This window comes from Telluria sp. GW821-FHT07G12 (assembly GCF_059418525.1).
Genome location: NZ_JBWKQA010000009.1, coordinates 1 through 25,761, shown reverse-complemented (window position 1 = coordinate 25,761; position 25,761 = coordinate 1). Strand labels below are relative to the sequence as shown.

Genomic DNA, 25,761 nt, shown 5'->3' with positions numbered 1-25,761 from the left:
TTCGATGTGAGCACTGTATCCATGCGGACCTGTGGTCACCAGCGGCTTGCGACAGGCCGTAAAAAACGCGGGATGAAATGCGAAATTCCGCAGCCGAAGCTGCGCGCTTTCAGACGCCCTCAGCTAGGTCCGCTCGACAATGACGAGGGGGAGAGCAGGCATGATGGGGACGGTGTTCGACGCCCTGGCGGCGGGGCAGGCACGCTGGCGCCGCGCGCGCAACCTGCGGGCGGGACAGGCACGGCCGCGCGCGCAGGCGCAAGCGCAGGCTCAAGCGCGCGCGACGCCGGTTCGTCCGGCTGCGCTGCGCTGGCTGAGCGCCGCCTGCTGCCTGCTGGCCCTGCTTGGGGCCGCCGCGATCGCCGTGCATGCGCGCTGGATCGCGGCCTCGGGCGAAGCGGCGAAGCCTGGCCCGGCCGGGCTGGCGTCGCTGCAGCCGGTGCTGGCGGGCGCCGCGTTCACGGTGCCGGCCGGCCCGGCGGCCGTGCTCGAACCGCACGGCGATGCGGCCCTGCTGATCCTGTCGGGCCTGCGTCCCGAGCCGGCCCAGCGCATCGACCTGTGCAGCCAGATGCTCGATCCGGCCCGCGGACGTTTGCTGCCGCTGCGGATCGGCTACCGCTTCAACGAGGTCGCCGCGCTGGCAGCCCGCAACGCCGGCGCCGCCAGCCCGGTCGCGCTGCGCAACGTGATGCTCGCGGATGAGGCCATGCCGCGCGTGCAGGTCAGCGGCAGCGCGGCCGCGCCAACACTGCGCTGGGAAGGCTATCCGGCGCGCTGGGCCGGCGATGCAGGCGCCGCTTCGTTTGCGGCTGCGGCCTCCGGCCAGGCCCGGTTTGAGCGCCAGGGCTGGCTGCTGTGGGACCGCAAGGCGCTGCGCATCCTGCGCCGCTCGAGCAGCGCCTGCACGGCGGGCGAACTGGTGCTGCAGCTGTTCCGTCCCGCTTCCGAGTCAATGCCACGTGCGCTGGCACTGGCCTTCCCGGCCCAGGGCGCGCCGGCGGAAGCCTGGCTGGCGCCCGGCGACTACCGCGTGCCTGTGCAAGCCGCGCCGGCCATGGAAGACCAGCGCCTGTTCGACGCCCTGCTCGAGCACGGCATGGTGCGCGTGAACGCGGACGGCCTGGCCGAGCTGGCGCCGCCCGACCTGGCCCCCTGGCGCGCGCAGGGCCGCACCGGCTGGGACCGGGTGAGCATCGACGCCGATGCCCGGCGCCTGCTCGAGCGCCTGTACCGCCACGCCGACGGCGATTTCGTGCGCGAGCAGGTCCGCATCTTCAACAGCGAGCGCCGCCTGCTGGCCTGGCGCCTGCGTCCGTCGGCGCAGGTCGATGCGGCGCGCTGGCGGATCGAGGCCGGCAATGCACCGGCGCCGCTGGCCCGCGACCTGCCGGCTGCCGCGACCCGCCTGTTCGCACGCCTGCCGCAGGGCTGGGGCGGCTGGCAGCGGGTGGGCGCCTGGCCGCTCGGCGGCGAGCGGGCCCGCCTGCGCCTGTCCCTGCCTGCCCCGGCGCGCGGCGGCGAGACCCTGCAGCTGATGCTGGTCGGGCGCCTGACCGGCGTGACCGGTGCGCGCCTGCGCTCTGCCACCCCGGCCTGCGGCGGGCGCGCCTGCACCGGCGCGGATGAGGTGCAAGTGCTCGACCTGGCGCTGGATGTCGGTGCGCGTGAGCTGGTCCTGGACGCGGCGCCGCTGGCCATGGATGCGCTGGCGGCGGCCGGCGATGCGCGTTACCGTCACCTGGCGCTGAAGGATGGCGCGCTCGTGTGGCAACAGCTTCCCGCAGGGCAGGGAAGGCAAAGTGGGGTGCAGGCCGCGGTAGCGCTGGCGGACCGCCGCGGCCGCAATCTCTGGATCGATGGCGCGCCCACGGAAGCTGCGCGCCTGGCGGGACTGGCGCCGCTGCTGGGCGTGCGGGCCGGGCACGCCAATAGCGTCGCCGGGATGCTGGCGCGCCTGCCGGGTGCAGGCAGCCACCAGGCCGCGCTCACGCTCGACATCGATCTGCAGGCGCAGGCGCAGGGGGCGCTCGACTGCATCGCCATGCGCCGCGGCGCCTGGGATGGCCGGCGCTGCAGCGGCGGCAGTGCCGTGCCGGAGGGCCGTCAGGCCGGCATGGTGGTGCTGGACGCGTCCAGCGGCGAGATCCTGGCCGCGGCCGGCGCCGGAGCGGGGCAGGTCGACGCCGCCGACTGGGCGGAAGCGCGCGACTTCGACCGCATCGACCCGGCCGCCAGCCCGCTGCGCCTGCCCGCCTTCCAGCACGACGGCGGCGCCGAACGCAGCCCCGGCTCGACCTTCAAGATCGTCAGCGCCCTCGGGCTGGAACTGGCGGCGCGCCAGGATCCACGGCTTGAAAGCCTGCTGGCGGGCGAGCCGCTGGCCGCCATCAACGCCGCCGCGGCCGCGCGCGGCTACGACTTCCGCACCGATGCGCCCACCTATCCGGTCGACGGCCGCGCGCGCATCACGAACTTCCGCGACCAGGGCCTGGACCGGCGCGCCCAGGACGGCCGCCTCGGCCTGCAGCAGGCCCTGACCTACAGTCTGAATACCTGGTTCGCCTGGACCGGGGAGCTGTCGGACCGCAGCCTGCTGGGCCGGCCCGACGGCGGCGCGCCTGACCTGCAGCCCCTGAGCCCGGGGGCGCTGGACGATGTGCGGCCGATCGTCGCGATGGCCCGCCGCCTGGGCTTCGGCCAGGCGCTGCGGCTGGACGGCGGCCTGCTGCCGGCCGACTACGCGTGGTCGGCCTGGGACGCGCTGCAGGCCAGCCCCAGCGGCATCGACCCGGTCCACACCCGCCACGAGCTGCGCCAGATGGCGATCGGGCTACGCATGCAGGCCACGCCGCTGCAGATGGCGCTGGTGGCGGCTTCCGTCGGAGAAGGGAGGGTGGTCACGCCGCGCCTGCTGGCCAGCCTCGATGGGCGCGCGGCGCAGGCCGCGAGCGGGCCGGCGCTCGGTGTGCGCCTGGACCGCATCCGCGCCGGCATGAAGGGCGTGATCGATAGCGGTACCGCTGCCGGCGCCTTCCGCAGCGGCGAATTCGCGGCGCTGCGCCCTGGCCTGTACGGCAAGACCGGCACCGCCCCGGTCGGCGATGGCGAGCTGGCGACGGTCTGGTTCAGCGGCTGGCTGGAACCCGGCAGCCTGCCTGGCCAGACCCGGCGCCTGGCCTTCGCCGTGTTCGTCAGCAGGTCGGGTGAGACGGGCGGCGCCCATGCGGCGCCGGTGGCGGCGGCGGTGCTGCGCGCCATGCGGGAAAGACAATGGACGCCGTAGCAGGAATAGAAGGGTAAATCCGGTCCATCAGCGCGCCTCGCTTATGTGTTTGTATGGCATCATTTGCTGAACACACGAAAGAGGAAGGTATGCGTCTGCCGGGAACCCGGTACCAGGAGCCAGGTTGGGAAGAAGTGCGCAAGCTGTTGGGGCAATGCTCGCTGGCAGCCTTGCGCACCTGCGATCCCGTGCGCCTGCTCGATCCGGACGCGTGGGAAGACAGCCTGGCCGCTTACGTCGAGCTGACCGGACAGCGTCTGCGCCAGGCGCGCCACAGCGGCCGCGCCCAGGCCTCCGGCAACAGCTATGGCGACACCGTACTGGAACTGGCGCTCGGCCTGCTCTACGAACTGCAGGCGCGCCCCGCCGACTGGCAGGCTTTCTGTAGCGCCGTCGCGGCCGAACATGCGCGCATCGACAGCTTCTGGCGTGACGCCGGCGGCGAAGCCCTGCTGCGCAAGAAGCTGAACGACATGTACGCGGTCCTGCGCGACAAGGTCGACGCCGACAACTACCAGGCTGCCTGCGGCCGCCCCTGCAGCCCGAACCGCATGTACGCTTACCGCATGCTGGACACGGCCTACGGCGAGATTTCGCGCCTGTTCGCGGACTGGGAGCAGCACCAGGCCCGGGTCGGCGCCATCCTCGGGCGCGAGCTGCACGGCACGCCCATCGAAGTGCGCCAGCTGCGCTCGATCGGCGACTGCCGCGCCGAATGGGTGATGCGCTGGAGCGAGACGCTCGAAGCCTTTACGGGCAGCGCCGGTCCGCTGCACACCCGTTCGAAGCGCTTCGCCAGCCTGAAGACCTCGCCCGAGAAGATCGCGGAGATGCTGCGAGAGATCGGCGACTACGAAGCACTGTCGGCCAACCGGGACCGCGACTGGCTGCAGGACCGCGACGATGCCGCGTTGTGGATGGACGACTACTGGCGCGTGCTGCAGGAATCCGAGGAGGCATCCACGCCCGGCCCGGACCGGATACTGGAGGCGCGCGAGGAGGCGCTGGACGCCGAGCTGGCCGAGCCTGAGCCGGAAGCGGACCTGCCGCTGGTCCACGACCCGCAACTGGAAGCCCTGGCGTCGGCAGTTTCACTCCCCCCCGGCTACATGCAGGCAGCGGGCGAGGCCGAGCAGCGCGCCGGCTGGGTGGCGCGCGAACTGGCCGGGGATGGCCTGGCCGTGCGCCTGGCCGTGTATGCGAAGCTGCTGGGCCCGGGCGACGAAACCTATCCGGAGGCCTGGCGCGACCCGGCCACCGGCGAACTGCCGACCATGCAGCAGCTGGCCGGCCTGGCCCAGGTATCGCTGCCGACCTTGCGCAAGCGGCGCGACGCGGCAATCGCCCGCCTGGAAGCGGCAACCACGAGGAGAACGGGATGAACACGAAAAGCGCAGCGCAATCCGAGCTCGAACGGCGCCTGCAGGAGCGCCTGCTGCTGCACCGGCGCGTCGCCGGCGACCGTCTGGTGCTGCTTGATGCAACCCTGCTTGCGGCGCTGGACGGCAGCCGGCCGCTGACGGCCGGCGAGCGTGCGGCCTTGCAGGCTTCGCCGCTGACCGCGCGGCGCCTGCGCCAGCTGGCGATAGAGCGCCGCGCGGCGCAGGCCGGCGAACTCGCAGCGCCGGCCTGGCGCGCCAGCCAGGGCCGCCTGCGCGCGGCCAGCAGCGGCGAGATCGACCTGCTTCGCACCGACGACGGCTGGTTCACCCTGCACCTGCTCGCGGAAGGCAACGGCTGGCGCACCATCCTGCAGCTGGCGGCGGAGGCGCCGTTCGCCCCGGCGCTGCTGGCCGCGCGGGCGCTGCTGCGCGTGCGCGACGGCGCCGGCCGCACCATCATGGAAGGCAGGCTGGATGCGGATGGCGAATGCGAGGCCGCCTGGCCCTTTGCACAGTCGCCGGCCGCCCACCTGCAGGCGGCGGATGCGGCCTTCACCGTCGAAGCGCTGCCGGAATGAGGACATGATGCTGGGTTTCTTCAAGCGCGCCGCACCTGCTGGCCATGCCTGTGAACTGGGCAGGACCGTGGTCGCGCTGGCGCTGCAGGCGGGGAGCGCGCCGCCGGCCGGCTGCCAGGCCGTGGTCGTCGGCGTCGATGGGCGCACCCGGCGCCTGCAGGCCGCGCGCCGCATCGAGGCGCGTGAGGGCGAGACGGCCTACGCCTTCCATCCCGGCCCGTACACGGCCGACCTGCTGCCTTTCGTATCCGCGCCGGAAATCGGCCTGCGCACCAGCTTCGCCGTCGACGCGCCCGATCCCCAGGCGTCCCAGCAGCGCTTCGATCTCTACCTGGCGTCCGAGGTGTCGGGGCGCCTGGAACTGGCGGCGCTAGTGGCGGCGATCGAGGCCGCGCTGCGCCATGAACTGGCTACCGGCGGCCTGGAACTGCCGCCCTGCACGACCCTGGATGAGTGGAATGCCTTCCGCCAGGGGCTGAACCAGCTGCTCTACATGCGCTTCGGCGTCACCGTCGACGATTGCGTGCCGGTCGACTTGAGCGACACGCGCGACTATGCGCGCGAGCTGGCGGCGCGTGCGCAGGCCGTGGCCGAGCCGGCGCCCGCGCCTGCGGAAAAGGCCGAACCGGCGGCCGAGCGTTTCGATCCGGCGGCCGAAGATGCGAAAGCGCTGCGCCGCCTGTTCCTGGAGCTGCCTTGCCTGATGTGTGGGCTGCGCCTGGCGGCGATGCCGGCCGCCGCCGAGCAGTTCCAGCGCCAGCAGGCCTTGCTGCAGCGCCTGGACCTGGTGTCGGTGGGCGTGAATGCCATGCCGGCGCTGACCCTGGCGGTGCCTGGACAAGCTTTGGCCGCGGAGGAGCAGCTGCGCCGTGCACGCCACAGCCGCCGCGCCTGCGTGTCGCTGGACGAAGCCTGGGCCCTGCTGGCGCGCCTGCGCCAGGCCGGCGAGGCGGCGCTGCCGCAGCTCTACGACGAGGCCGAGCGCATCGTCGCCAATCTGGAGGCGGATTGCGCCGGACGTCGCAGCGTTTCCGCCGATGAGGAGGCGCCATGAGCACGATGCCGGATACCGTGCAATGCCGCTGCCCGCTTGCCGACGGTTCCAGCCTGGTGCTGACAGCCACCCGCCGTCCGCGCATGAACCGCGCCGAGGTCAAATGCAGCGTGCCCGGCGACACGCGCCTGGCCGAGCGCATGCAGGAAGTGCTGCGGCTGGCGCGCCTGACCGAAGCCAGCTTCGACAGCCGCGACCAGGTCGTGCTCAGCCTGGACCGCCGTCCGCCGGAGGGCGACCGCGGCTGGGAACTGGCGGCAGTGCTGGCCGACCGCACGGTGCGCGGCCTGCTGCGCCCGGACGCGGCGCCGGCGGCCAACGGCTGGTCGGATGCCTGGGAACGCGGCCGCGTGGACGGGCATACGCTGGGCGCTGCGCCAGCGGGTGAGATCCTGCGCGGCGGCCCGGGCGGCGTGCCGCATCTGGGCCTGCTGAGCGGCCATGCCGATCCGTCGGCAGCCGTGTCGGCGGCGCGCGCCTGGTTCCCGCTGCACAGCGGCGCGGAAGGCGGCTTGGGCTGGGTCGAGGTCAGCGTGCATCCGCTGATGCGCGCAGTTGGCCAGGAGGCCGTCGAGGAAGAACAGTCCATCGCAGCGCCGGACCAGGACGCGGCGCGCCAGCTGGCCGTGCGCCAGGTCCTGTGCGGCGCCCGCCACTTCGACGGCCGCGCGCTGGGCCGCTGGCGCACTGTGGTCCGTTTCGGCGCCGGGGAATTCGCCGGCCGCTCGTGGGAGCTGGCGCTGGTGATGGCGGACCGGCTGGCGCGCGGGCGCGAGTTCGTGCCGCGCGGGCGCCTGATCGCCAGCGGCGCATCGAACGCCTGGCATGCGGGACGGGTCGACGAGGTCGAGGGCATCGCGCCCAAGTGCGCGCTGCTGCTGCGCGAGGCTGGGCCAGGGGACCGGATCCTGCTGCCGCGCGCCTCGCAGGAACAGCTGCCGGACGGTTTTGCGGAACAGCTGCGCATGCAGGGGGCGAGCGTCGCCTGCGTGGAGCGGATCGGGATCATTTGAAGAACGCGCACGATAGGCGTGCGCAAAACGGGCTCGCCTGACGGCTGCTAGAATCGTCAGGCTGCTGAGGTATGTAGAGGAGTAGGTCATGTTCAAGATGTTCGGAATCGGCGGAAGCGCCTGCCCCCGTTGCGAGCGCGGGAATCAGGGCGAGGCGGCTTACTGCGCCGGCTGCGGCCTGCTGCTGGGCGCGCCGCGCCATAAGCCTGTGCTGGTGGATAACCGCTGGGCGCCCGGTCCGGACGAACTGGCCGTGTTCTTCGGCGTCCGTGAACTGTCCGGCATCTTCGCCAAGACCCTGCACGTGCCGGCCACCGCCCGCGCCTACATCCTGCAGGGCGAGCAGGCTACCGAGGTGCCGCAGGGCGAGTACGAGATCGAAGGCTTCTTCACGCGCCTGAACAACCTGCTGCGCGACCAGCATGCCGAGATCCTCGTTACCCGCAGCGGCGCGCTGCCGGTCGAGTTCTCGCTGGAAGGCCTGGCCACCTGCGAACACCTGCAGGTGGATGCCACGCTCACCCTGTCGCTGAAGATCGAGAACGTGCCGGCCTTCGCGCGCCACTTCATGACCATGCCCGGCACGATCAAGGACGTGCAGCTGCGCGAGCTGATCGCGCCGCAGGTCACCCAATTGGCCCGCGAATTCATCGCCGCGCGCTCGCTGCGCGACATGGCCGGGCGGCGCGAACTGCGCCTGGAGCTCGACCAGCATCTGCAGGGCGGGCTGGCGCTGCTGCTGTCCCAGTACGGGCTGGCGGTGACGCGGGTCGACACCATCGCGCTGCGCCACGATAAGTTCGACGCCAACCGCGCCCGCATTGGCACCTTATGGCTGGCCGCCGACGAGCAGCGCGTACGTATCGAACACGCGAAGCAGCTGGACGAGCTGTACAACGAACAGGAATGGAACCGCGTCCGCCGCGAAGAGCAGGAGAGCCGCCTGCGCCACCGCCGCGCCGAGCTGGCGCAGGACGCCAGCCTGGAACGCGCCGGGCTGTCGCTGAAGAACGCCGAGCGCGCCCAGGCCATCCGCGGCCGCCAGATCGAGCTGTATGGCCGCATCGTCGAGTCGCGCACGCGCAAGCAGGCGATCGAGCGCGGCGCCGTCGATGCGGTGAAGGCCCTGGAACACGAACTGGCCGGAAAACGCAATGCGCGCCTGGACGAGGCCGCGCAATGGCAGCAGCTGCGCGAACTGGCCGGCATCCGCATGCGCACCGAGCTCGAAGTGGCGCAGCAGGACGCGGCGCAGTCTCGCGCCATCGCCCAGCAGCGCTTCGCCCACCAGCTGCTGCAACAGCAGATCCGCAACAAGATCGAGCAGGCACGCGGCATCGAGGATGCCAGCCGCCAGCGCGCCGAGCTGGCCCGCCTGCACGAAGCCGAGCAGGCCGCGGCGCGGCGCACGAAAGAGATCGAGGACGAGGAACACGCGGCGCGCCTGAAGCTGCTGCAAGTGGAAAACGAGGCGCAGCGCCGCGAAGCCGAGCGCGTGCTCGAATGGGAGGAAGCCCAAGCCGCGGGACGGCTGTCGGTGGATGCCGAGGAGGTGCGCCAGCAGATCGACGGCCTGCGCCGCGAAGGTGCTTCGCAGGACGCCCTGGCCCAGCACGAAAAACTGCTGCGCACCATCGAGGCCGATGCCGTCGCCGCGCGCAACGAACGCGAAGGCCTGCGCGAGCAGCGCGCCCATGAGCTGGACCTGGCACGCGCCGAGATTGAACGCGCGCAGGCGCTGGGCGCCCTCGACGACGGCGCCAAGGTGGCGCTGGTGGCGCCCGCCAATGCGGCCCTGCTGGCGGACCTCATGAAGACCCGCGTACATGCCGGCATGAGCGCCGAGCAGCTGGCGGCACTGGCCGGGGTGGTCGGCGCGGCGAACACGGATGCCTGGCGCCTGGCACAGGAGCAGGTCGAACAGGAGCGCGTCCGCCGCGATGCCGAGGCGGAGCGCGAGCGCCGCCACCAGCTCGAACTGCTGGCGCTGCAGAACGACGTCAACAAGACCGCGCTGGCGTCGCAGGCGCAGCTGGGCGCCGGGGTTGCGGGTGCCTTGGCCGGCGCAGTGAAAGCTTGCCAGCACGCGTCCGCCCACCAGGGCGACCGTTACTGCGCGGCCTGCGGCGCCGCGCTGCCGGCACGGGGATGATGCAGACCGCGATCGACAAACTGCGCGAATTGCGCGCGCTGCACGAAGACGGCCTGCTGAGCCGCCAGGAGTTCGACAGCCGCAAGAACGCCATCCTCGACGCAGCCTATGCGCCGCCGCTGGCGGACGGTCCCGCATTGCCTGCTGCGCCGACACCGACGCCGCTACGCGCCGCCGGCACCGATCGCGGCACCGAGATCGGCCTGATGGCCGGCCAGGAAGTCGGTCCCTTCGAGCGCCGCTACCGGCTCGACCGCCTGATCGCCCACGGCGGCATGGGCCAGGTGTGGCAGGCCACCGACCTCGCCACCCAGGCGGAACTGGGCCACAGCGCCCAGGTCGCGCTGAAGATCCTGCCGCCCCAGCTGACCCAGCACACGGCCCACGCGCGACTGCTGATCGAGGAAGCGGCACGCGCCCGCCAGCTCGCGCACGAGCACATCGTGCGGGTCTATGACTGGGCCCAGGACCCGGCCACGTCCAGCTACTTCATCATCATGGAATGCCTGGAGGGCGAGGATCTCGATAGCCTGCTGGCGCGCGAGGGCAAGCTGGGCCTGGAGCGCACGCTCGGGCTGCTGCGGCCGGTGGCGGCGGCCCTCGACCATGCCTGGGAGCGCCATCACCTGGTGCACCGGGACATCAAGCCGGCCAATGTCTTCCTGACCCGCCGCGGTGAGGTAAAACTGCTCGACTTCGGGATCGCCGCGCGCGCCCGCGGCAGCGGCGCAGGTGGAAACGGCGCGCTGGAAGCGCCGGCCAGTTCCGGCACCGCCGGCTACCGCGCACCCGAGGCGGGCCAGGGCCAGGAGCCGCCGGCGCGTGGACTGGACGTGCACGCGGTGGCGTCCATGCTCTACCAGATGCTGAGCGGGCGCCTGCCTTTCGGCGACGGCATGGCCGCGCGCGGCGTCCCGGCGCGGCCGGATGGCTTGAACGACGCCCAGTGGACCGCACTGCAGGCCGGCTTCGCGGCGAGCGCGGCGGAACGTCCTGGCAGCGTCAGCGAGCTGCTCGACGGGCTGGAAAACGCGAGCGGTCCGAGCGAAGCCGAGCTGCGGGCCCAGCGTGAAGCCGAGCAGGCCGCGCGCGAGGAAGCGGAGCAGGCCGCCCGCGCCGAACGTGTAGCCACCGAGGCCGACACCCAGCGCCGCGCCCAGGAAGCTGCGGCCCGCAAACGCATCGAGGCCGAGGCGAAAGCTGCCGCCCAGGCCGCAGTGGACCGCCAGCGGCGCGAACAGGAAAAGCTGGCGCGCCTGGCGGCCGAGGAAGCCCGCCGCGTGCGCAAGGAAGCGCTGCGGCGGCAACTGGCCGAGCGCCGCGCCGAAGAAGCCGAAAAAGCGCGCCAGGAAGCCGAGCAGGCCGCCCGCAAGATGGCCCAGACCAGGGCCGCGGCGGCCTATCTGGCCCAGCAGCAGCGCGCCCGCGCCGAGCAGGCGGCCCGCAACCAGGCCGAGCTCGAAGTCATGCTGCCGACCCCGGCCAGCCCTGTGGCCGACCTCGAGGGCATCCTGCGCGACCGCTTCCTGATCGGTGAAGTCAAGGGCCCGGAACTGGTGCTGCTGCCGACCGGCCGCTTCCAGATGGGCTCACCGGAGCACGAGCGCAAGATCGCGATGGAGGCCGGCTCGCAAAAGGGCTGGCTGGCGCGCGAGCTGCCGCAGCACTGGGTCGGCATCGCCAAGCCGATCGCGATAGGCCGCTATCCGGTGACGGTGGGCGAATGGCGGGCCTTCGTGCGCGCAACGGGTTGGAGCCAGAGCGGCGAAGTGAACTGGGAGGCGCCGGGCTTCCCGCAGACCGACGCCCACCCGGTGGTCGGCGTCAACTGGTACGACGCCATCGAATACCTGAGCTGGTTGTCCGAGGCCACCGGCCGCAGTTACCGTCTGCCTAGCGAGGCCGAGTGGGAATACGCCTGCCGCGCCGGCACCAGGACGGCCTTCAGCTTCGGCGACACCATCTCGACCGAACAGGCCAACTACGACGGCAACTTCACCTACAACGGCGGCGTGCGCGGCGAATACCGGCGCGGGACGACCCCGGCCGGCATGTTCCCGCCCAACCCTTGGGGCCTGTTCGACATGCACGGCAATGTGTGGGAATGGGTGCAGGACGTGGTGCATGACAACTACGAGGGCGCGCCGCCGGACGGCAGCGCCTGGGAAGAGGGCGGCGACCAGGCCCGCCGCATTCTGCGCGGCGGTTCCTGGCTGTACAACCCGCGCTACCTGCGCTCGGCCCTGCGCAACGGTTTTTCGAGCGCCTTGTCGAACGATATCGTCGGATTCCGGGTCGTGCGCGAGCTGATGGTGGGATAATCGGTCACGTACTATCATTGACTGGAGGTTGCCATGCGCATCCCCGACGATATCCGTATTCCGATCATTGTCTTTTCGCTGCAGGCAGTGCTGCTGACGGGCGCGGCCCTGATTTTCCTGGTGCTGCGTCCGGGCTGATTCAGGCGCCGGACAGCTGGAGCGCCGCGCGGCGGTCGGCGCCGCGCGCGGCCCGGTAGTCGGGATAGGGGCTTGCCGTAAAACGTACCCGGCCGTGGAAACCGGCCAGGCGCTCGAGTGCGGCCGTCGGGCCGAGCGGCGTGTCCGCGCCGGTGGACGGATCGCGGTGGCAGAAGCCGCCGTCGCGGTGGAAGAGTTGCGGCAGCGCGGCCGCACGCGGCAGCGCCGCGCCGGCTACCGGCGCAGGGGCGGTGTCGGCCGCGACCAGCATGATGCACTCGGCCGCGCCGCCGGCATCGATACGGTGCAGCACCACCGCATGCGGCAGGAGCGCCGTCACCACCAGCGTCGCCACGCCCTTGATGCTGGCGGTCAGTTCGATGCGCATGCCGAGCCGCAGTGGTGTCGGGCTGTGTTTACCCGGCCAGACGCCGTCCAGCAGCAGGCCGTAGCGCGATACGTCCTCGATCTCGAAACCTTGCCGGCCCTGGCGGATTACGGCGTGGCGGCCGGAAATGCGCCGCGTCAGGCCCTCGTGCTCCGGGCCGTGCTCGCCGTAATGGCACAGCAGCACGTCGGCGTCGGCCTCGAGCAGGCTGCCATGGGGACCGGTTTCCATGCGCCCCAGCACGCATCCATCCTGCGGGTCCAGCGCGAACAGGCGCAGGTGGCGTTGCATGCCCGCATCCGGCTCGGCATAGACCAGGCAGGCGCTCGACGCCGGGCAGGGGTGGGCCTGGCGCGTGGTCGGCAGGTCGATCTCGATCAGGTCTTCGTCCCAGGCGATGGTCGGCAGGGCCAGGTCGATCTTGCCCTGCTGGGCGCCGAACTGCAGCTGGGCGATGGAGGCGTTGCGGGCGTCGATCGCGATGTCGAGCGGGCCGGCAGCGTCCAGGCCCTGCAGGCGGGCGATCGAGGCGTCGTCGGCATGGATGCGCACGTTCTTGCGCGCCGCGAGGTAGGTCTGGTGGATCTCGGCCAGGGAAGCGTCCGCGCGCGGCACCAGCAGCACCACGGTGGCGACCCAGGTGCGGACCGGGCCGCTGTGCTGCGGGTCGCGGGCGTGCAGTTCGACGTCGACGCGGTACTGGCCGTGCTCGCGGCCGCGCGAGGAAAACTCGACCACCAGCGGACGCCAGCCGCCGCGGAGGCTGCGCGTGAAGGTCTGCCGGCCGCCGCCGTGGGGCAGCAGGGCCGATTCCAGCAGCAGGGTCAGTTCGGCGGGAGTGTCCTCCGGCATGCCGCGCAGTTCCAGCTTGATGGCCTGGCGGCCGCCGGCGGCGCGCGGGTCGAAGCCGCTGATGTGCAGCTGCGGCCGGGTTTCCGCACGCGGTGCAGGCGGCGCGTGTGGCCGGATGGCGTCGGCGGCGTCGCGCCGGGCGCGAACGGTCTGCAGCATGTCGAAGCTCGAGCCGAGGGAATCCGCCGCCGTGGCAGGCTGACCATGACCGTGCGCGCACGCCTGCTCGCCGGGCATGACCCAGGCGGTGCAGTGCGGATGGTCGGTGCTGCTGCAGCGTTTCATGGTTGGCGGGGTGGACAGTCTACGGTCGGGTCGAGCTTACGTGATTTTAAGCCGAGGCGGCGCGCCGTATTCATCATTCGGCAAGATTTTTTGCTAAAAAGCATTTTTTTGCCACATTCGTCCGGCGCGCTTCAGGCGCCCGGCAGCGCGGTTTCCTCGCGTGCGCCGCCACCCGGGGTGCGCAGCAGGATGGCGCTCACGTTATCCGGGTAGAAGAAGGCCGGCGGGTGCGATTCGTAGGCGCGCAGCAGGGTCGCCAGCATGCCGGCCGCATCCAGCCGCCCGCCCAGCAGCTGCGGCCACTGGCCCACCCAGCCATAGGGATCGGAACAGGACCACAGGCCGTCGGTGGCCAGCAGATAGCTGGCGTCCGGGCGCAGCCGGATGGCGCGGCGGTCGGGCAGGGCGCACAGCCAGGAAGGCAGGTTCAAGGGCGTCAGCTCGAACAGCGGATCGTTCAGCTGGGCCGGATTGGCGAAGGCATTGCCGAGGATGAAGGCCTGCGAGACCTGCGGCCGGTGTTCGCCGTGCACCTGCTGCCACCATTCCTGCTCGCCCAGCAGGCCGCCCATCGCGAAGGCGGTGGCCGGCACGTGGTCGACGGTGAGCGGGGCGACGCGCTCGCGCGTGATCTCGTACAGGCGCGAGTCGCCCACGTGGTACAGGATAGGGTCGGCGCCTTCCGGTAGCTCCAGCATGGTGAGCGTGGTGCCGGGACGCGGCCCCGGCCCGGCCAGCTGGGAAAAGTGGCGCTGCAGCTCGGCGTGCAGGGCGTCCAGGCGGCGTGTCAGCTCGGCGGCCGAATCGCAGGGCGGGATCGCCAGCAGGCCGGCCACCACGGCTTCCGCCGCTTCGCGCCCGTGGCCGTGGCCGCCCATCCCGTCCAGCACCGCGATGCGCGCATGGCCCTGGCGCCAGCGCGCCAGCTGGCGGCGCTGCGGCTGCTGGTTCTGCAGCCAGACGGCCTGGCCGCCGCTGTCGATCAGCAGCAGGTTGTCCTGGTTTTCTTCGCGCAAGCGCGGCCCGGCGCCCAGCCGCGAAGCGGCAGCCACGTCGAGCGCGCCGAAGCGCAGGGAGGAAGCGATCGAAACTTCGGGAGTCTGCATCCTCGTACTCTAACCGCAAATAGCAAAACGCCAAGCGACGATTAGCGGGGGTTTTCCCTTACACTTGTTAAACCATGAACATCCGATCCCTCACGCCAGACGACATTCCGGCCGCCGCCGCGCTGCTGCGCCGCGCCGCCGAAGACTTCATCCTGCACGAATCCACGCCGGAAGACGGCGCCGTTTTTCTGGCCCAGCAGGGTGAGGAAGCCATGCGCGGCTTCCTGGCGCAAGGCTTTGTCTATCACGTGGCCGAAGTCCACGGCGAGCTGGCCGGCTTCGTCGCCATCCGCGAGCGCAGCCATCTGTACAGCCTCTACGTCGACCGCCGTTTTCATCGCCGCGGCATCGCGCGCAGGCTGTGGGAGACCGCACGCGAGGCGGCCCTCGGCCCCGGCCACCCGGGCGCCTTCACCGTCAATTCCTCGAACCACGCCCTGCCTTTCTACGCCTCGCTGGGCTTCGTGCCGACCGCGCCGACGCAGACCGGCATCGTGCGCTACAACCCGATGCGTCTAGTCATCGGCCAGCCGCCGCTCGTCGACCCGGCGTAGCCACAGGCTGCTGGCCCAGCCTTCCACCGGCCGTCCCTTGACGCGGGCGCGGACCTGCAGCCAGTCGCCATCAAGGGCGCCGGTCGGCGTGACCAGGGTCCCGGCCGGCAGCACCGCCAGGCGCCGGGCGCCGGTGGCCCTGGCCGCGCGCAGGTTCAGATCGTCGATGACGCGGTAGCGCGGCGCAGTATCGATGTGCACCGGCGCCGGCGGCAGCGTCGCCGCGAAGGGAGGCGTATCTGCCATGCCCGTGGACCGCGCCGGCATCAGCGCGGCAAACAGGAAGCAGAACAGGATGCCGAAGGCCAGCGTGCCGCCGCCGGCCAGCGCCAGGTTGCCGGCAGTCGGGCGGCGCCACCATCGCTGTGGCGTCAGGCTGCCGGCCAGCACCAGGGTCAGCGCCAATCCCAGCGCGTAGGCCACCGCCGTCGCGGCCCCGGTCGGTGCGCTCAAGGGTGCGTGCATGAGCATGGCGCCTCAGGCGTCGAAGCGCAGCACATAGTGGCCGGCGACCAGGTGGTGGCCGGGCGGCAGCAGGTAGGGCTGCTCCGGCGTGGCATCGCCGATGGCCGCGACGAAGCGCAGCTGCTCGTCGAGGTGGTAGAGGGCCTGGGTGGCGCTGGCGCGGGCGATGCGGTAGCCGTCGGCCGCCGCCTCGAAGCTGAAGGCATTGCGCGACAGGCCGAGGCGGTCGGCGCTGGACGGCGCGACACCGCTAGCCGCGCGCAGGAAGCGCGGCGAATCCAGCACGCGCAGGGCTGCCAGCATGGGTGCGCTGCGGCCGAACAGGAAGCGCGCACCCGGCGCCACCGGCAGCGCCGGCGCCTGCGGCAGGCGCAGCAGGCCGAGGTAGCGCTCGGCCATCTCCGGCGCGATGGCCAGCAGGTCGACGCGGGCGCCGTCGAGAGGGCTGAAGGAGGCGGGCACGGACACCGGTTCGCGGCCGGCGCTGGTGACGGCGTGCACCGTGTCGCCGTCGTCGATGGCGAAGCCGAGTACTGTTTCGCTGCCTGGCGCGGAGGGAACGAGGGCGCAATTTAGGCCGATCTCCAGCGCCTGGGCGCCGGTCTCGCGGTAGCGCGACAGGCGCGGCAGGGCCAGCGCGGCCAGCGCGACCCGCTGGCGCGCCACCGGGGCATAGGTGGCGTCGGCTTCCGTTGCCGCCAACGCCGGCGCCGGCTGCGCGGCCAGCGGCACCGCGGTCATGTCGGGCGACAGGGCCTGGCGTGGCTTCCAGACGGCGGGGCGGGCGGATGGTGAGGCCGGTGTGCGCAGCGGCGCCGGAATCGGTGCGGCGGCGCGGGGCGCAACGGACGGCGTCGGAATGCTGCGGGCGCCGGGCGCTGGCGTCACACGCAGCAGCAGGCGCAGCGGCGCCCCGGTGGCGTCGACGCCGCCGCGGCGCGAACGGATCGCGTAGTAGCCGCCGGCCTGGTCCCAGCTGCACTCGAAGGCATCCTTGGGGCGCACCTGGATTTCGAGCGGCGACTCGGGGCCGTCGTTGATCAGGAGGATGGCGCCTTCCGCGCCGAAGGGCCAGCCGGGCGCGACGTGGGTCGCCTCGTGTTCGTCGTGGCCGATCAGGGTCAGGCGCTGGTTCGGGTAGATCGGGCAAACCGTCTTCCACACGGCGCTGTCGCGCGAGACGCTGACCGTGTACTGGACCTTTTCGCCCGGCGCCGGCAGGTAGACGGCGTGGCCGAAGCGGACCTCGACTTCGCCGGGCCCCAGGTCTTCGTCGCCGACCACGTGGTAGCGCACTTCGTCGCCTTTCAAGAGGTCGCCGAAGTCCTTCTGGTGCAGGGCCGCCAGGCCTTCGGCCAGGTCGCGCACGCGGGCGCCGCGCGTGAGGTGGCGGTCGTCGTCGACTTCTTCCTGCGGCAGCGCCAGGGTCACGTGCGAGAAACAGCGTGTGGCGGCGCGTCCGCGATGCTCGCGCGGGGCGCGTTCGAGCAGGTCGCGCAGCAGCGGGCGGCGCGAGAACAGGGCCAGCCCGGGCGCCTGCCAGATCGCCTCGGGGCTGAACACATCGTTGATCCGGGCTAGGGTTTCGTGCTGCACGTAGACTGGCATGATTCGTTCTCCTTCAAAGATGTTCGGGTTCGCTGGCGACACCGGCAACTAGCAGGGGGAAGATGAAAAACAGCAGGTGCGAGCCGCCCGCCGACAGGAAACTCATCGGCTGGCCCATCACCGGGAAGATCGCGAGGTTGGTGCCCCACGAGAGCAGGAAGTGGCCGGCGACGAAGGCCGCGCCGCCGCACAGCAGGAAGCAGCGGAAGCGGGCCGACCAGGCCAGGCGGAAGTCGCGCGCGGAACCGGCCGACAACCAGCAGCGCACGGCCGTGTGCAGCAGTCCCGCCAGGAACAGCGCCTGCAGCATCCACAGCAGCAGGCCTGCGGCCAGGCCGTGGCGGTGCAGGAAGAAGGAGGGCGCGAAGTCATCCTGGACCGCCGGGATGCGCAGCGCGGCGCCGGCGTCCTGGCCCAGCGCCAGCAGGCCGAAGGCGTGATCGGCGCCCGACCAGCCGCCGCCCGCGATCGCCTGCGCTCCCAGCAGCAGCTGCTGGCCGGTGTGCGGATGGGAGCCCGGATCGAGCCAGACCATGAAGCGGTCGGCATAGAAGTTCCAGCGCGCGAACTCGCCCGGCCCGGCCGCGCGCAGCAGGACCACGCCGGCGATGGCCGCAAGCGCGGCGGCGAGAACTGCGCCGACCAGCAGGTATTTGCGGCTGGCCAGCGCATAGGCCAGGGCCATCGCGCCGCCCCATACCGTCAGCAGTATCAACGGCGAATAATCGTCGACCTGCACCAGCGCCACCGCCAGCAGCACCAGAAACAGCAGCGCCGGCGCGCCCAGACGCAGCACACGCAGCAGGGCTCCGCCCGGCGCCGGCTGGCCGCCCGTCGCCAGCGCCAGGCAGTGGGCGCTGAGGGCGGCCAGGGCCAGCTTGGCGAATTCCACCGGCTGCAGATCGAAGACGCCGGTCTCGTCGCCGAACGCGACCTGCAGCAGCAGGAACAACAGGGCGACGCCGCTTGTCGCCAGCAAGGCCAGCTCCACGCGGGCTTGCGGCAGCGGACGCGAATCGCCCAGCGGACGCAGGGCGCGCAGCAGGCCGAAAGCGCCGGCGCCGATCGCCAGCAGCGCCCCAGTTTTGCCGGCGTGGCGCAGCCAGGACGATTCCGGCGCGCCGAGCCCCATCTCGAGCTGGGCCAGCAGGCCGACCGCCAGCAGCAGCACGGCAGCGCCGGCGGCCAGCGAGCGCCCGCCCGCCAGCCACAGGCACCAGAGTGCGGCCCAGGCCACCAGCAGGCCGATGCCGGCGCCGGCCGGCGCGCCGCTCTTCTGCAAATACAGCAGCGTCACGCCGGCGCCGGCCAGCAGCAAAGCGCCCAACGCGCCGACGGCATGTGCACGGCCCAGGCGGCGGGCGGCGCCGCTCAGCAGCAGAGCCGCAGCGGCGACCGCGCCCATGCCGAGGGAAAGGCCGAGCGGCAGGAAAGCCTGCTCCGGCAGGCGCCAGTGCGCGCGCTGGGTCCAGGTCCAGCTGACGCCCTCGGGCAGGCGCAGCTGGGCTTCGTGGTAGAGCGCGACGTGCGATACCGGCTGCAGGTGCAGCAGGTCGCCATTGCGTTCCAGGAGCAGGCGGGTACGGCCCAGCTGCAGTGCGCCGGCCTGGTTCAGGCTTTCCTCGCGCTCCGCCAGCAGCACGGCGTCGTGCATGTTGCCTGCGGCTTGCAGCAGCAGGGGCGTCTGCTGGGCGCCGCCGGCCAGCAGCATGCCCTCGGCCGTCGACCGGATGGTGGCTGCGGGCGCCGCGACGCCGGCGATGGCGATGCGGTTGCCGCAATCGAGGTTGCCGCCGAAGACCAGCGGACGCTCCATGCCCAGCACCGACGGCAGCCAGCGGTTCCAGGCGCTCACCAGGCGGGCGGCCAGCCGCGCTTCCGGGCAGTCGGCTTGCGGCAGGCCGCCGCGCAGCAAGGTGGCGCCGTCGAACTGCCAGTGCGTGTCGCCGCGCGTGAAGGCGACGCTGCCGGCGTCGACGGCTTCCACGCTGAAGGTCGAGGCGCCCAGCTGGAAGCGCTGGCCCTGCGCCATCGGCACGCTGCCGGCGCGGCGCCTGGCCTCGCCGCGCTGGACCTGCAGCGGCGCCTGGCCGGCGGCTGCGGCCCACCAGCCGCCGGCGGCATCGCGGTGCAGCCGCAGACGCGCCCCCTCCGAAGGCGGCAAACCGAGGACGGCGCCGTCCAGCACCGTCTCCTTGCCGGCATCCAGCGCCACCGCGATCCGGGCCGGCATCCACGCAGCCGGCGCGCGCAGCAGGCATAGCAGCTGCAGGCCGCACAGCAGCAGGAGCATTGCGGCGACGATCATCCGGCCGCTGCCGACACGGATGCCCGGCCTTGCAGCGGCTTGCGTAGTGGGCGCCGCTGAACGGAAAACGGCGGCGCCGCTCATGCTGCGCTCCGCATCGTCTCGTTGGCGCAGGAGGCGCGTGCAGCCTCGATCAGGCGGCTGATCTCGAGGGCGTGGCGGGGCCGCTGCTCGGGACGCGGCGCCAGCAGGGCGCGCAGCAGGCCGAGGGCGGCGTCGGCGGCAGCGGCCGTGGCGAGGCCCGCATGGCGCAGGTAGAGCGCCGCCTCGTCGGGCGCGAGAATCGGGGGCAGGCCGCCGCCGTGGCGGGCGCGCAGGGAGGCCGCGCCATCCATGCCGTGCTCGCGCCAGGCGCCGCCGCAGGCGCTGCAGAAGCGCAGCATGGCGCCGGTCACCACGTGGAAGAGCAGGGCGCCGAGGGCGAAGTAGTCGCTGCGGGCGTCGGTGATGTAGCGACCGTCGGCGCCGGGGAAGAATTGTTCGGGCGCCTGCCAGTTCGCGGTGCCCGCATACGAATGGGCATTGCGGTCGAGCAGCGGGCGGTTGGTGCCGAAGTCGGCCAGCTTGAGGGCGCCGTGGCGGTCCACCAGCAGGTTGGCCGGTTTCAGGTCGAGGTGACGCCAGCCGTACTGGTGCACCTTGGCCAGCGCCTGGTTGGCCTGAGCGGTCCAGTCCAGCGCCTGGAGGAAGGAAGGGGCGTTGCCGCGGGCTCGCAGCGCGTCCAGGTGGCGCGCCAGATCGGTGTCCAGCAGTTCCAGCGCCATCGCCGGCTGGCCCTGGTGCTCGCCGTTGTCGAGCAGGCGCACGATGTGGCGCTGATCCCAGGGGCGCAAGGCGCGCAGGAAGGCGATCTCCGCTTCAAGGCAGGCAGTCCAGCGGATTCGCTGCGGCGGCAGGGCCAGCGCCATCTGCCCGGTGTTGACCAGTTTCAGGACGGCAGGCGCGCCGCCGCCGGCAGGCTCGGCGTGCCACAGCAGGCCGTAGCTGGAAATGGCCAGCGGTTCGCGCAGGCGCCAGGCGCCGGCCGTCAAGGTGATGATGTCGCCCGCTTCGAGCATGTGTCCTCCCGTCAGCAACGGCACAGGCGCCGCCGTGAGCGCCTAGCGGAGGGAGATGGAAAGCACGGGCAATAAAAAACCGCGCCGTAGCGCGGTTTTTGTCAGTCGGAGCCGATCAGCGGTGATGGTCCCAGCCGCCACGGTCGTGGTCGCGGTAGCCGCGGTCACCGCGGTCGTAGTAGCGGCCCCGGTCATAGTAATGGCCACGGTCGTAGTACGGACGTGCTTCCACGTACACCGGACGCGGTTCGTAGTAGTAGCGCGGACGCGATTCCACGTAGACGGCGGCCGGCGCCGGCGCCGGCTGGTAGTAGCCGCCGGAGTAGTAGTTGTTCGAATAACCGTAGGCGTTGCCGCGGCTGCGGTAGTAATAGTCGTCGTCCGTGCGTACCGAATTACCGACCGCCGCACCGATTGCCGCGCCGACCAGGGCGCCATCGCGTCCTGCTGCGCTGCCGCCGATGGCTGCGCCTGCCAGCGCGCCGATCACAGTGTTCGCTCCCCGATCTTGAGCCATTGCCGTGGAGGACACGGCGGCCGCGGCCAGGAGTACCGCACCAAAGCATTTTTTGTTCAACATGGCTTTTTCCTTAGCCTCAACGGGGATCAGAATGATCTCAACGACGCCAGGCATGAACGTACTATATGCCCGACCGGCGGGGCTGCCACGCGTTAATACAGATTCTTACACCTGCATCAGAGGACGTAACATTTCGAACGTGCGGCACTTGCACTCGCGCGCGCTTGCCCCATCTAACAGGCGTCATTATTTACAATCCTTGTCCATGGCGCGCCGACGTTCTTCCATTTCCGTTCTCGCAATCCTGGTGCTGGTGCACCTGTACATCGGTCTCCGCTTGCTGCCTGGCATGGATGCGGGCATGTTCGGCATGCTGGTGGGCATCGTCCTGCTGGCGGCGTCGGCGGTGCTGGTGCGGATCGGCCTGGTCGCGCCCAGCCTGCGCCGCAGCCGCTGGTCCGGTCCGCTGACCTGGGCCGGACTATTGGCGATGGGCTTCTTTTCCTCGCTGCTGGTGCTGACCTTCTTGCGCGACGTCCTCCTGCTGGTGCTGACGCTCGCGGGCGCGGGCAGCCCGGCCATCACCCATGACAGCGCCATCGCCGTGCCCCTGCTGGCGCTGCTGGTTACCGGCATCGGCTTCGTCAATGCGCGCCGCCTCGCGCGCGTGGTCAAGGTCGACGTCCCGATCGTCAACTTGCCGGAGGAGCTGGCCGGCTATGCGATCGCCCAGATTTCCGATATCCACGTCGGTCCGACCATCAAGCGCGCCTACCTGAACGCCATCGTCACCAAGGTCAATGCGCTCAAGCCCGACGCCATTGCCGTGACCGGCGACCTGGTCGACGGCAGCGTGCAGCGCCTGGCGCTGCACACGGCGCCGCTGGCGCGCCTGGCCGCGCCGGACGGCGTGTTCTTCGTCACCGGCAACCACGAATACTATTCCGGCGCCGAACAGTGGATCGCCGAGGTGCGCCGCCTGGGCCTGCGCGTGCTGTTGAACGAGCACGTGATTCGCCGCCGCGGCGAGGCCACGCTGATGATCGCCGGCGTGACCGACTACACCGCCCAGCATTTCAATCCCGCCCACAGGAGCGACCCGCAGCAGGCAGCCGCAGGGGCGCCCGACGACGTCGCCGTCAAGGTGCTGCTGGCCCACCAGCCGCGCAGCGCTGCGGCGGCGGCCGACGCCGGCTTCGACCTGCAGCTCTCCGGCCACACCCACGGCGGCCAGTTCTTCCCCTGGAACCTCTTTGTGCCGCTACAGCAGCCCTTCGTTGCCGGCCTGAACCGGGTCCGTTCGCTGTGGGTGTACACCAGCCGCGGCACCGGCTATTGGGGCCCGCCCAAACGCTTCGGCGCCCCCTCGGAGATCACACTGGTGCGTCTGGTGCCGGCTTGAGCTTCCGGCAACAGTGTATTTACTGCAATAAATTTCCTAAAACGGCGGCGATTGCGTTATTGTTTCGGTCATTTCGACCCGAAACAAAGGACATTCGCATGAACCGCCGCATCTGCCTTCCCGCCTTGGCCATCCTTGCCGCCAGCCTGCTGGCCAGCAACGTCAACGCTGCCACGCCGGGCAATGACCCGGCCGCGCTCGCCAAGGTGCGCGATACGGCGATGCAGAGCGACTATGCCTACCAGCGCCTCGAAGACCTGACCGACCTGGTCGGTCCGCGCCTGTCCGGTTCGCCCGGCGCCGCCGCCGCCGTGACCCAGGTGGCCGACGAACTGCGCAAGCTGGGCGCCAAGGTCACCCTGCAGCCGATCAAGGTGCCGCACTGGGTGCGCGGTGCCGAGACCGGTGAAGTGGTCGACTACAAAGGCCGTCCTGCCGGCGTGACCCAGAAGCTGGTGCTGACCGCACTCGGCGGCTCGGGCGCGACCCCGGCAGCCGGCATCACCGCCGAGGTGATCGTCGTTCGCACCTTCGAGGAACTGAAAGCGCGCGCGGCCGAGGTCAAGGGCCGCATCGTGCTGTTCGACGTGCCCTTCGACCAGAACATGGCCGACCGCGGCCTGGCCGGCAACGCCTACGGGCAAGCCGTCGCCTTCCGCGGCGCCGGTCCGCGCATGGCGGCCGAGATGGGCGCGCAAGCAGCCCTGGTGCGTGCCGTCGGCGGCGCCGCCTACCGTATCGTCCACACCGGCGCCACCAATTTCCCTGAAGGTAAGCGCATCCCGGCGGCCGCGGTCACCATCGAGGACTCGATGCTGATCGCCCGCCTGTCCAAGCGCGGCCCGGTGCGTGTGCACCTGACCCTGACTCCGCAGGTCCTGCCGGACGCCGACAGCTACAACGTGATCGCCGACTGGCCCGGCACCGACAAGGCGGACGAGATCGTGCTGGTGTCCGGCCACCTCGATTCCTGGGACCTGGCCACCGGCGCCAACGACGACGCTTCGGGCGTGGTCAGCGCCATGGGCGTGATCGACACCCTGCGCAAGCTCGACTACCGTCCGCGCCGCACCATCCGCGTGGTGGCGTGGATGAACGAAGAAAACGGCGGCCGCGGCGGCAGGGGCTATAACGAGGCCTACAAGTCGGCGGCCGAAAAGCACTTCGCCGCCTACGAGGATGACAGCGGCTCGGGTCGCCCCTTCGGCCTGCGCGCCGGTGTCGGCCTGCAATCGGCCAAGCTGATGGCGCCGTTGCAGGCAGCGCTCTATCCGATCGGGGCGGGCGCCTTCCGTCGCGAGGACGTGATTGCGTCGGGCGACCTGCACGAGCTGGAAACGTCGGGCGTGCCGAGTTTCGAGCCGTGGATCGACTCGTCCGACTACTTCAATTACCACCACACCCCGGCCGACACCTTCGACAAGGTCGACCCTGACAACCTGCGCCGCCACACCGCCGTCATGGCGACGACGGCCTGGTTCTTGGCGAACATGGACCAGGCGATCGGCCGTTCGAACGTGGCCGTACCTGTGGCGGCAGCACCGGCCGCCGCCGCCAAGTAAGCGCAGATACTTCGCCCGGCGTGCGGACAGGCAGCAGGCTCAACTGCCGCCGATCCGCCGCACCGCTCGCGCATGCCCGCGGAAGGGCCTGCCGTAGACGGTCTGGATGCCGCTGGCGAAATTCTGCCCCCATACCAGCTGCGGCCGCGTATCGTGCTGCTCGCTCGACCAGTACCATTCCCGGTCGAAGCGCTCGCGCAGGTTGGCGAACAGGAGGGCAAGTTCCCGCCGCGTGGGCAGGTCGCCTTCCTGCGAGCCCGCCCACTCGCGGGCGGTGGGCCAGCTGACGTCCGATACGTCGTCCGGGAGCAGCACCAGGTGGTAGTCCGCTTCTCCGTCCTTGCCCAGAATCAGGCCGGCATAATCCTCGCCTTCCTTGAGCATTTCTTGAATTCTCAGGTATTCGCCCATCGCGTCATCCTCGCATGTGGTCTTAGGTCTCTGTATTAAGACCATATTCACTGCGAGTCAGTTGCTGCGCGCAATACGATGTAGCTCATAAGCTTGTCGCCACAAGCTGATCCATGTAGCGCTGGAAGCCTATAAATTGTTAAACGGGAGTGGCGCGTGGGAATTCTATTTCCCTTGCGTCCGGCGCCGCGCACCTTGGCAAGCGTTTGATTCTTAGGAAAAACTTCTGTAAATATATAATTGCAACAGGAAAATTTTCTTTAAAAAAGATTGAACTAAGGAAGTTTCCTAGCCTCAAAGGGGTACATTCTCTTTTTGCTGCTAGGAACTTTCTCATGAAAAAACTCGTTACTTTTGCTTCGGACATCCGCACCAATTCCCTGCTGTGCGCTAGCGCCGCCGTCCTCCTGACGGCTTGCGGTGGTGGCATGACCGACAACGGCCAGCAATCGCAGACCGCCGCCGTGGTCACCAGCAGCGCGGACCAGGCCGCAGCAAACAGTGCCGCCACGACGCCGAACGCTGCCGATGCAGCAGGCGCACAAGCGACCGAAGCCGCCGCGAGCAGCTTCGAACTGAGCGGTTACGATGGCCAGCCTGCCTCGGCCGGCGCAGCACCGGCTGACGGCGCCCCGCGCCTGCTGGCGTCGATCTCGTCCTCGAGCCCGACCGTGAGCGCGGCCACCACCACTCTGGCCACCACCTATAACTACTACGTGTCGCCGACCGGTTCGGACACCGCCGCCGGCACCAAGGCAGCACCGTTCAAGACCCTGGCCCGCGCCGTGAAAGCCGCGACCAAGGCCGGCACCACCGTGTGGGTCGCTCCGGGCACCTACGCCGGCGGCATCAAGACCACGGCCAACGGCACCGCGGCAGCACGCATCTACTGGGTCTCGACCACCAAGTGGGGCGCCAAGATCGTGCCGCCGTCGAGCTCCTCGAACAACAATGCCTGGGACAACCGCGGCAACTACGTCAGCATCATCGGCTTCGACGTCGACGGCACCAATTCGGGCTCGGGCACCAAGTGGACCCACGGCATCTATACCGGCGGTTCCTACGGCATGATCCAGGATAACCACATCCACCATATCGCCCGCAGCGTCGCCTGCACCAGCGCCGGCGGCTCGGCCATCGGCGTGGACAGCTACTACCACGGCGTGAAGTCGGACATCGTCAGCAACGTCGTCAACGACATCGGCCCGGCCGGTTGCACCTATGTCCAGGGTATCTACGTTTCCACCTCGGGCACGATCAAGAACAACCTGGTCTACCGTGTCGGCGCAGTCGGCATCCACCTGTGGCACGACGCCAC

The 25,761-nt window shown here is 70.7% G+C and carries 19 protein-coding genes; 11 read left to right on the top strand and 8 right to left on the bottom strand.

Annotated features, from left to right (window positions below; genetic code table 11):
- Positions 1-160 precede the first annotated feature (160 nt).
- From AC07PE_RS24875 to AC07PE_RS24845, 7 genes are all read left to right on the top strand, one after another.
- The gene (locus tag AC07PE_RS24875) at positions 161-3,286 is read left to right on the top strand and encodes a penicillin-binding transpeptidase domain-containing protein (RefSeq protein WP_498769592.1); all 3,126 of its coding nucleotides are present in this window, start codon (positions 161-163) and stop codon (positions 3,284-3,286) included.
- 89 nt (positions 3,287-3,375) lie between these two features.
- Positions 3,376-4,668: a hypothetical protein gene (locus AC07PE_RS24870; RefSeq protein ID WP_498769590.1), complete on the top strand. Its 1,293-nt coding sequence runs from the start codon at positions 3,376-3,378 to the stop codon at positions 4,666-4,668.
- A complete protein-coding gene (locus tag AC07PE_RS24865) occupies positions 4,665-5,246 on the top strand; it encodes a hypothetical protein (protein WP_498769588.1) in 582 nt (193 codons plus the stop codon). Before AC07PE_RS24870 ends, AC07PE_RS24865 begins: the two co-directional genes overlap by 4 nt.
- A 4-nt stretch (positions 5,247-5,250) precedes the next feature.
- The gene (locus AC07PE_RS24860; RefSeq protein ID WP_498769586.1) at positions 5,251-6,300 is read left to right on the top strand and encodes a hypothetical protein; all 1,050 of its coding nucleotides are present in this window, start codon (positions 5,251-5,253) and stop codon (positions 6,298-6,300) included.
- Positions 6,297-7,313 carry a hypothetical protein gene (locus AC07PE_RS24855; protein WP_498769584.1) on the top strand — a complete coding sequence of 339 codons (1,017 nt, stop codon included), beginning with the start codon at positions 6,297-6,299 and terminating at the stop codon, positions 7,311-7,313. The genes AC07PE_RS24860 and AC07PE_RS24855 overlap by 4 nt, the downstream gene beginning before the upstream one ends.
- Before the next feature lie 88 nt (positions 7,314-7,401).
- Positions 7,402-9,465, top strand: a complete 2,064-nt coding sequence (locus AC07PE_RS24850) for a coiled-coil domain-containing protein (RefSeq protein WP_498769582.1) — start codon at positions 7,402-7,404, stop codon at positions 9,463-9,465.
- Positions 9,462-11,786 carry an SUMF1/EgtB/PvdO family nonheme iron enzyme gene (locus AC07PE_RS24845; protein WP_498769580.1) on the top strand — a complete coding sequence of 775 codons (2,325 nt, stop codon included), beginning with the start codon at positions 9,462-9,464 and terminating at the stop codon, positions 11,784-11,786. Before AC07PE_RS24850 ends, AC07PE_RS24845 begins: the two co-directional genes overlap by 4 nt.
- A 139-nt stretch (positions 11,787-11,925) precedes the next feature.
- Here AC07PE_RS24845 and AC07PE_RS24840 read toward each other — a convergent pair whose 3' ends face one another.
- A complete protein-coding gene (locus AC07PE_RS24840; RefSeq protein ID WP_498769578.1) occupies positions 11,926-13,449 on the bottom strand; it encodes an FHA domain-containing protein in 1,524 nt (507 codons plus the stop codon).
- Positions 13,450-13,580: 131 nt separating this feature from the next.
- A complete protein-coding gene (locus AC07PE_RS24835) occupies positions 13,581-14,555 on the bottom strand; it encodes a PP2C family protein-serine/threonine phosphatase (RefSeq protein WP_498769576.1) in 975 nt (324 codons plus the stop codon).
- A 74-nt stretch (positions 14,556-14,629) separates the two neighbouring features.
- On the opposite strand from AC07PE_RS24835, the gene AC07PE_RS24830 reads away from it, so the two are divergent.
- Positions 14,630-15,109, top strand: a complete 480-nt coding sequence (locus AC07PE_RS24830; RefSeq protein ID WP_498769574.1) for a GNAT family N-acetyltransferase — start codon at positions 14,630-14,632, stop codon at positions 15,107-15,109.
- On the opposite strand, the gene AC07PE_RS24825 is transcribed toward AC07PE_RS24830, so the two are convergent.
- From AC07PE_RS24825 to AC07PE_RS24805, 5 genes are all read right to left on the bottom strand, one after another.
- On the bottom strand, positions 15,071-15,574 hold the full coding sequence (locus AC07PE_RS24825; protein ID WP_498769571.1) for an SH3 domain-containing protein: 504 nt from the start codon (positions 15,572-15,574) through the stop codon (positions 15,071-15,073). The two genes, AC07PE_RS24830 and AC07PE_RS24825, sit on opposite strands and share 39 nt — an antisense overlap.
- A 12-nt stretch (positions 15,575-15,586) precedes the next feature.
- Entirely contained in the window at positions 15,587-17,182 is a 1,596-nt protein-coding gene (locus AC07PE_RS24820) for a hypothetical protein (RefSeq protein ID WP_498769568.1), read from the bottom strand.
- A 13-nt stretch (positions 17,183-17,195) separates the two neighbouring features.
- A complete protein-coding gene (locus tag AC07PE_RS24815; RefSeq protein WP_498769566.1) occupies positions 17,196-19,574 on the bottom strand; it encodes an FtsW/RodA/SpoVE family cell cycle protein in 2,379 nt (792 codons plus the stop codon).
- Positions 19,571-20,548, bottom strand: coding sequence for a protein kinase domain-containing protein (locus AC07PE_RS24810; protein WP_498769564.1), 978 nt, complete (start codon positions 20,546-20,548; stop codon positions 19,571-19,573). Before AC07PE_RS24810 ends, AC07PE_RS24815 begins: the two co-directional genes overlap by 4 nt.
- A gap of 115 nt (positions 20,549-20,663) precedes the next feature.
- On the bottom strand, positions 20,664-21,128 hold the full coding sequence (locus AC07PE_RS24805) for a YMGG-like glycine zipper-containing protein (protein WP_498769562.1): 465 nt from the start codon (positions 21,126-21,128) through the stop codon (positions 20,664-20,666).
- 205 nt (positions 21,129-21,333) lie between these two features.
- Here AC07PE_RS24805 and AC07PE_RS24800 point away from each other — a divergent pair, with 205 nt between their 5' ends.
- Both AC07PE_RS24800 and AC07PE_RS24795 read left to right on the top strand, forming a co-directional pair.
- Complete coding sequence (locus AC07PE_RS24800; RefSeq protein WP_498769559.1) at positions 21,334-22,470, top strand: metallophosphoesterase; 1,137 nt, start codon at positions 21,334-21,336, stop codon at positions 22,468-22,470.
- A 98-nt stretch (positions 22,471-22,568) separates the two neighbouring features.
- The gene (locus AC07PE_RS24795; RefSeq protein ID WP_498769557.1) at positions 22,569-24,032 is read left to right on the top strand and encodes a M20/M25/M40 family metallo-hydrolase; all 1,464 of its coding nucleotides are present in this window, start codon (positions 22,569-22,571) and stop codon (positions 24,030-24,032) included.
- A 39-nt stretch (positions 24,033-24,071) separates the two neighbouring features.
- Here AC07PE_RS24795 and AC07PE_RS24790 read toward each other — a convergent pair whose 3' ends face one another.
- A complete protein-coding gene (locus AC07PE_RS24790; protein ID WP_498769555.1) occupies positions 24,072-24,443 on the bottom strand; it encodes an Lcl C-terminal domain-containing protein in 372 nt (123 codons plus the stop codon).
- Positions 24,444-24,778: 335 nt separating this feature from the next.
- On the opposite strand from AC07PE_RS24790, the gene AC07PE_RS24785 reads away from it, so the two are divergent.
- The coding region (locus AC07PE_RS24785) for a right-handed parallel beta-helix repeat-containing protein (RefSeq protein ID WP_498769553.1) at positions 24,779-25,761 on the top strand (983 nt) is incomplete at its 3' end.

Coding starts and splice junctions, on each gene's coding strand:
- AC07PE_RS24875 (WP_498769592.1), top strand. CDS start 161: ATGATGGGGACGGTGTTCGACGCCCTGGCGGCGGGGCAGGCACGCTGG.
- AC07PE_RS24870 (WP_498769590.1), top strand. CDS start 3,376: ATGCGTCTGCCGGGAACCCGGTACCAGGAGCCAGGTTGGGAAGAAGTG.
- AC07PE_RS24865 (WP_498769588.1), top strand. CDS start 4,665: ATGAACACGAAAAGCGCAGCGCAATCCGAGCTCGAACGGCGCCTGCAG.
- AC07PE_RS24860 (WP_498769586.1), top strand. CDS start 5,251: ATGATGCTGGGTTTCTTCAAGCGCGCCGCACCTGCTGGCCATGCCTGT.
- AC07PE_RS24855 (WP_498769584.1), top strand. CDS start 6,297: ATGAGCACGATGCCGGATACCGTGCAATGCCGCTGCCCGCTTGCCGAC.
- AC07PE_RS24850 (WP_498769582.1), top strand. CDS start 7,402: ATGTTCAAGATGTTCGGAATCGGCGGAAGCGCCTGCCCCCGTTGCGAG.
- AC07PE_RS24845 (WP_498769580.1), top strand. CDS start 9,462: ATGATGCAGACCGCGATCGACAAACTGCGCGAATTGCGCGCGCTGCAC.
- AC07PE_RS24840 (WP_498769578.1), bottom strand. CDS start 13,449: ATGAAACGCTGCAGCAGCACCGACCATCCGCACTGCACCGCCTGGGTC.
- AC07PE_RS24835 (WP_498769576.1), bottom strand. CDS start 14,555: ATGCAGACTCCCGAAGTTTCGATCGCTTCCTCCCTGCGCTTCGGCGCG.
- AC07PE_RS24830 (WP_498769574.1), top strand. CDS start 14,630: ATGAACATCCGATCCCTCACGCCAGACGACATTCCGGCCGCCGCCGCG.
- AC07PE_RS24825 (WP_498769571.1), bottom strand. CDS start 15,574: ATGCACGCACCCTTGAGCGCACCGACCGGGGCCGCGACGGCGGTGGCC.
- AC07PE_RS24820 (WP_498769568.1), bottom strand. CDS start 17,182: ATGCCAGTCTACGTGCAGCACGAAACCCTAGCCCGGATCAACGATGTG.
- AC07PE_RS24815 (WP_498769566.1), bottom strand. CDS start 19,574: ATGAGCGGCGCCGCCGTTTTCCGTTCAGCGGCGCCCACTACGCAAGCC.
- AC07PE_RS24810 (WP_498769564.1), bottom strand. CDS start 20,548: ATGCTCGAAGCGGGCGACATCATCACCTTGACGGCCGGCGCCTGGCGC.
- AC07PE_RS24805 (WP_498769562.1), bottom strand. CDS start 21,128: ATGTTGAACAAAAAATGCTTTGGTGCGGTACTCCTGGCCGCGGCCGCC.
- AC07PE_RS24800 (WP_498769559.1), top strand. CDS start 21,334: ATGGCGCGCCGACGTTCTTCCATTTCCGTTCTCGCAATCCTGGTGCTG.
- AC07PE_RS24795 (WP_498769557.1), top strand. CDS start 22,569: ATGAACCGCCGCATCTGCCTTCCCGCCTTGGCCATCCTTGCCGCCAGC.
- AC07PE_RS24790 (WP_498769555.1), bottom strand. CDS start 24,443: ATGGGCGAATACCTGAGAATTCAAGAAATGCTCAAGGAAGGCGAGGAT.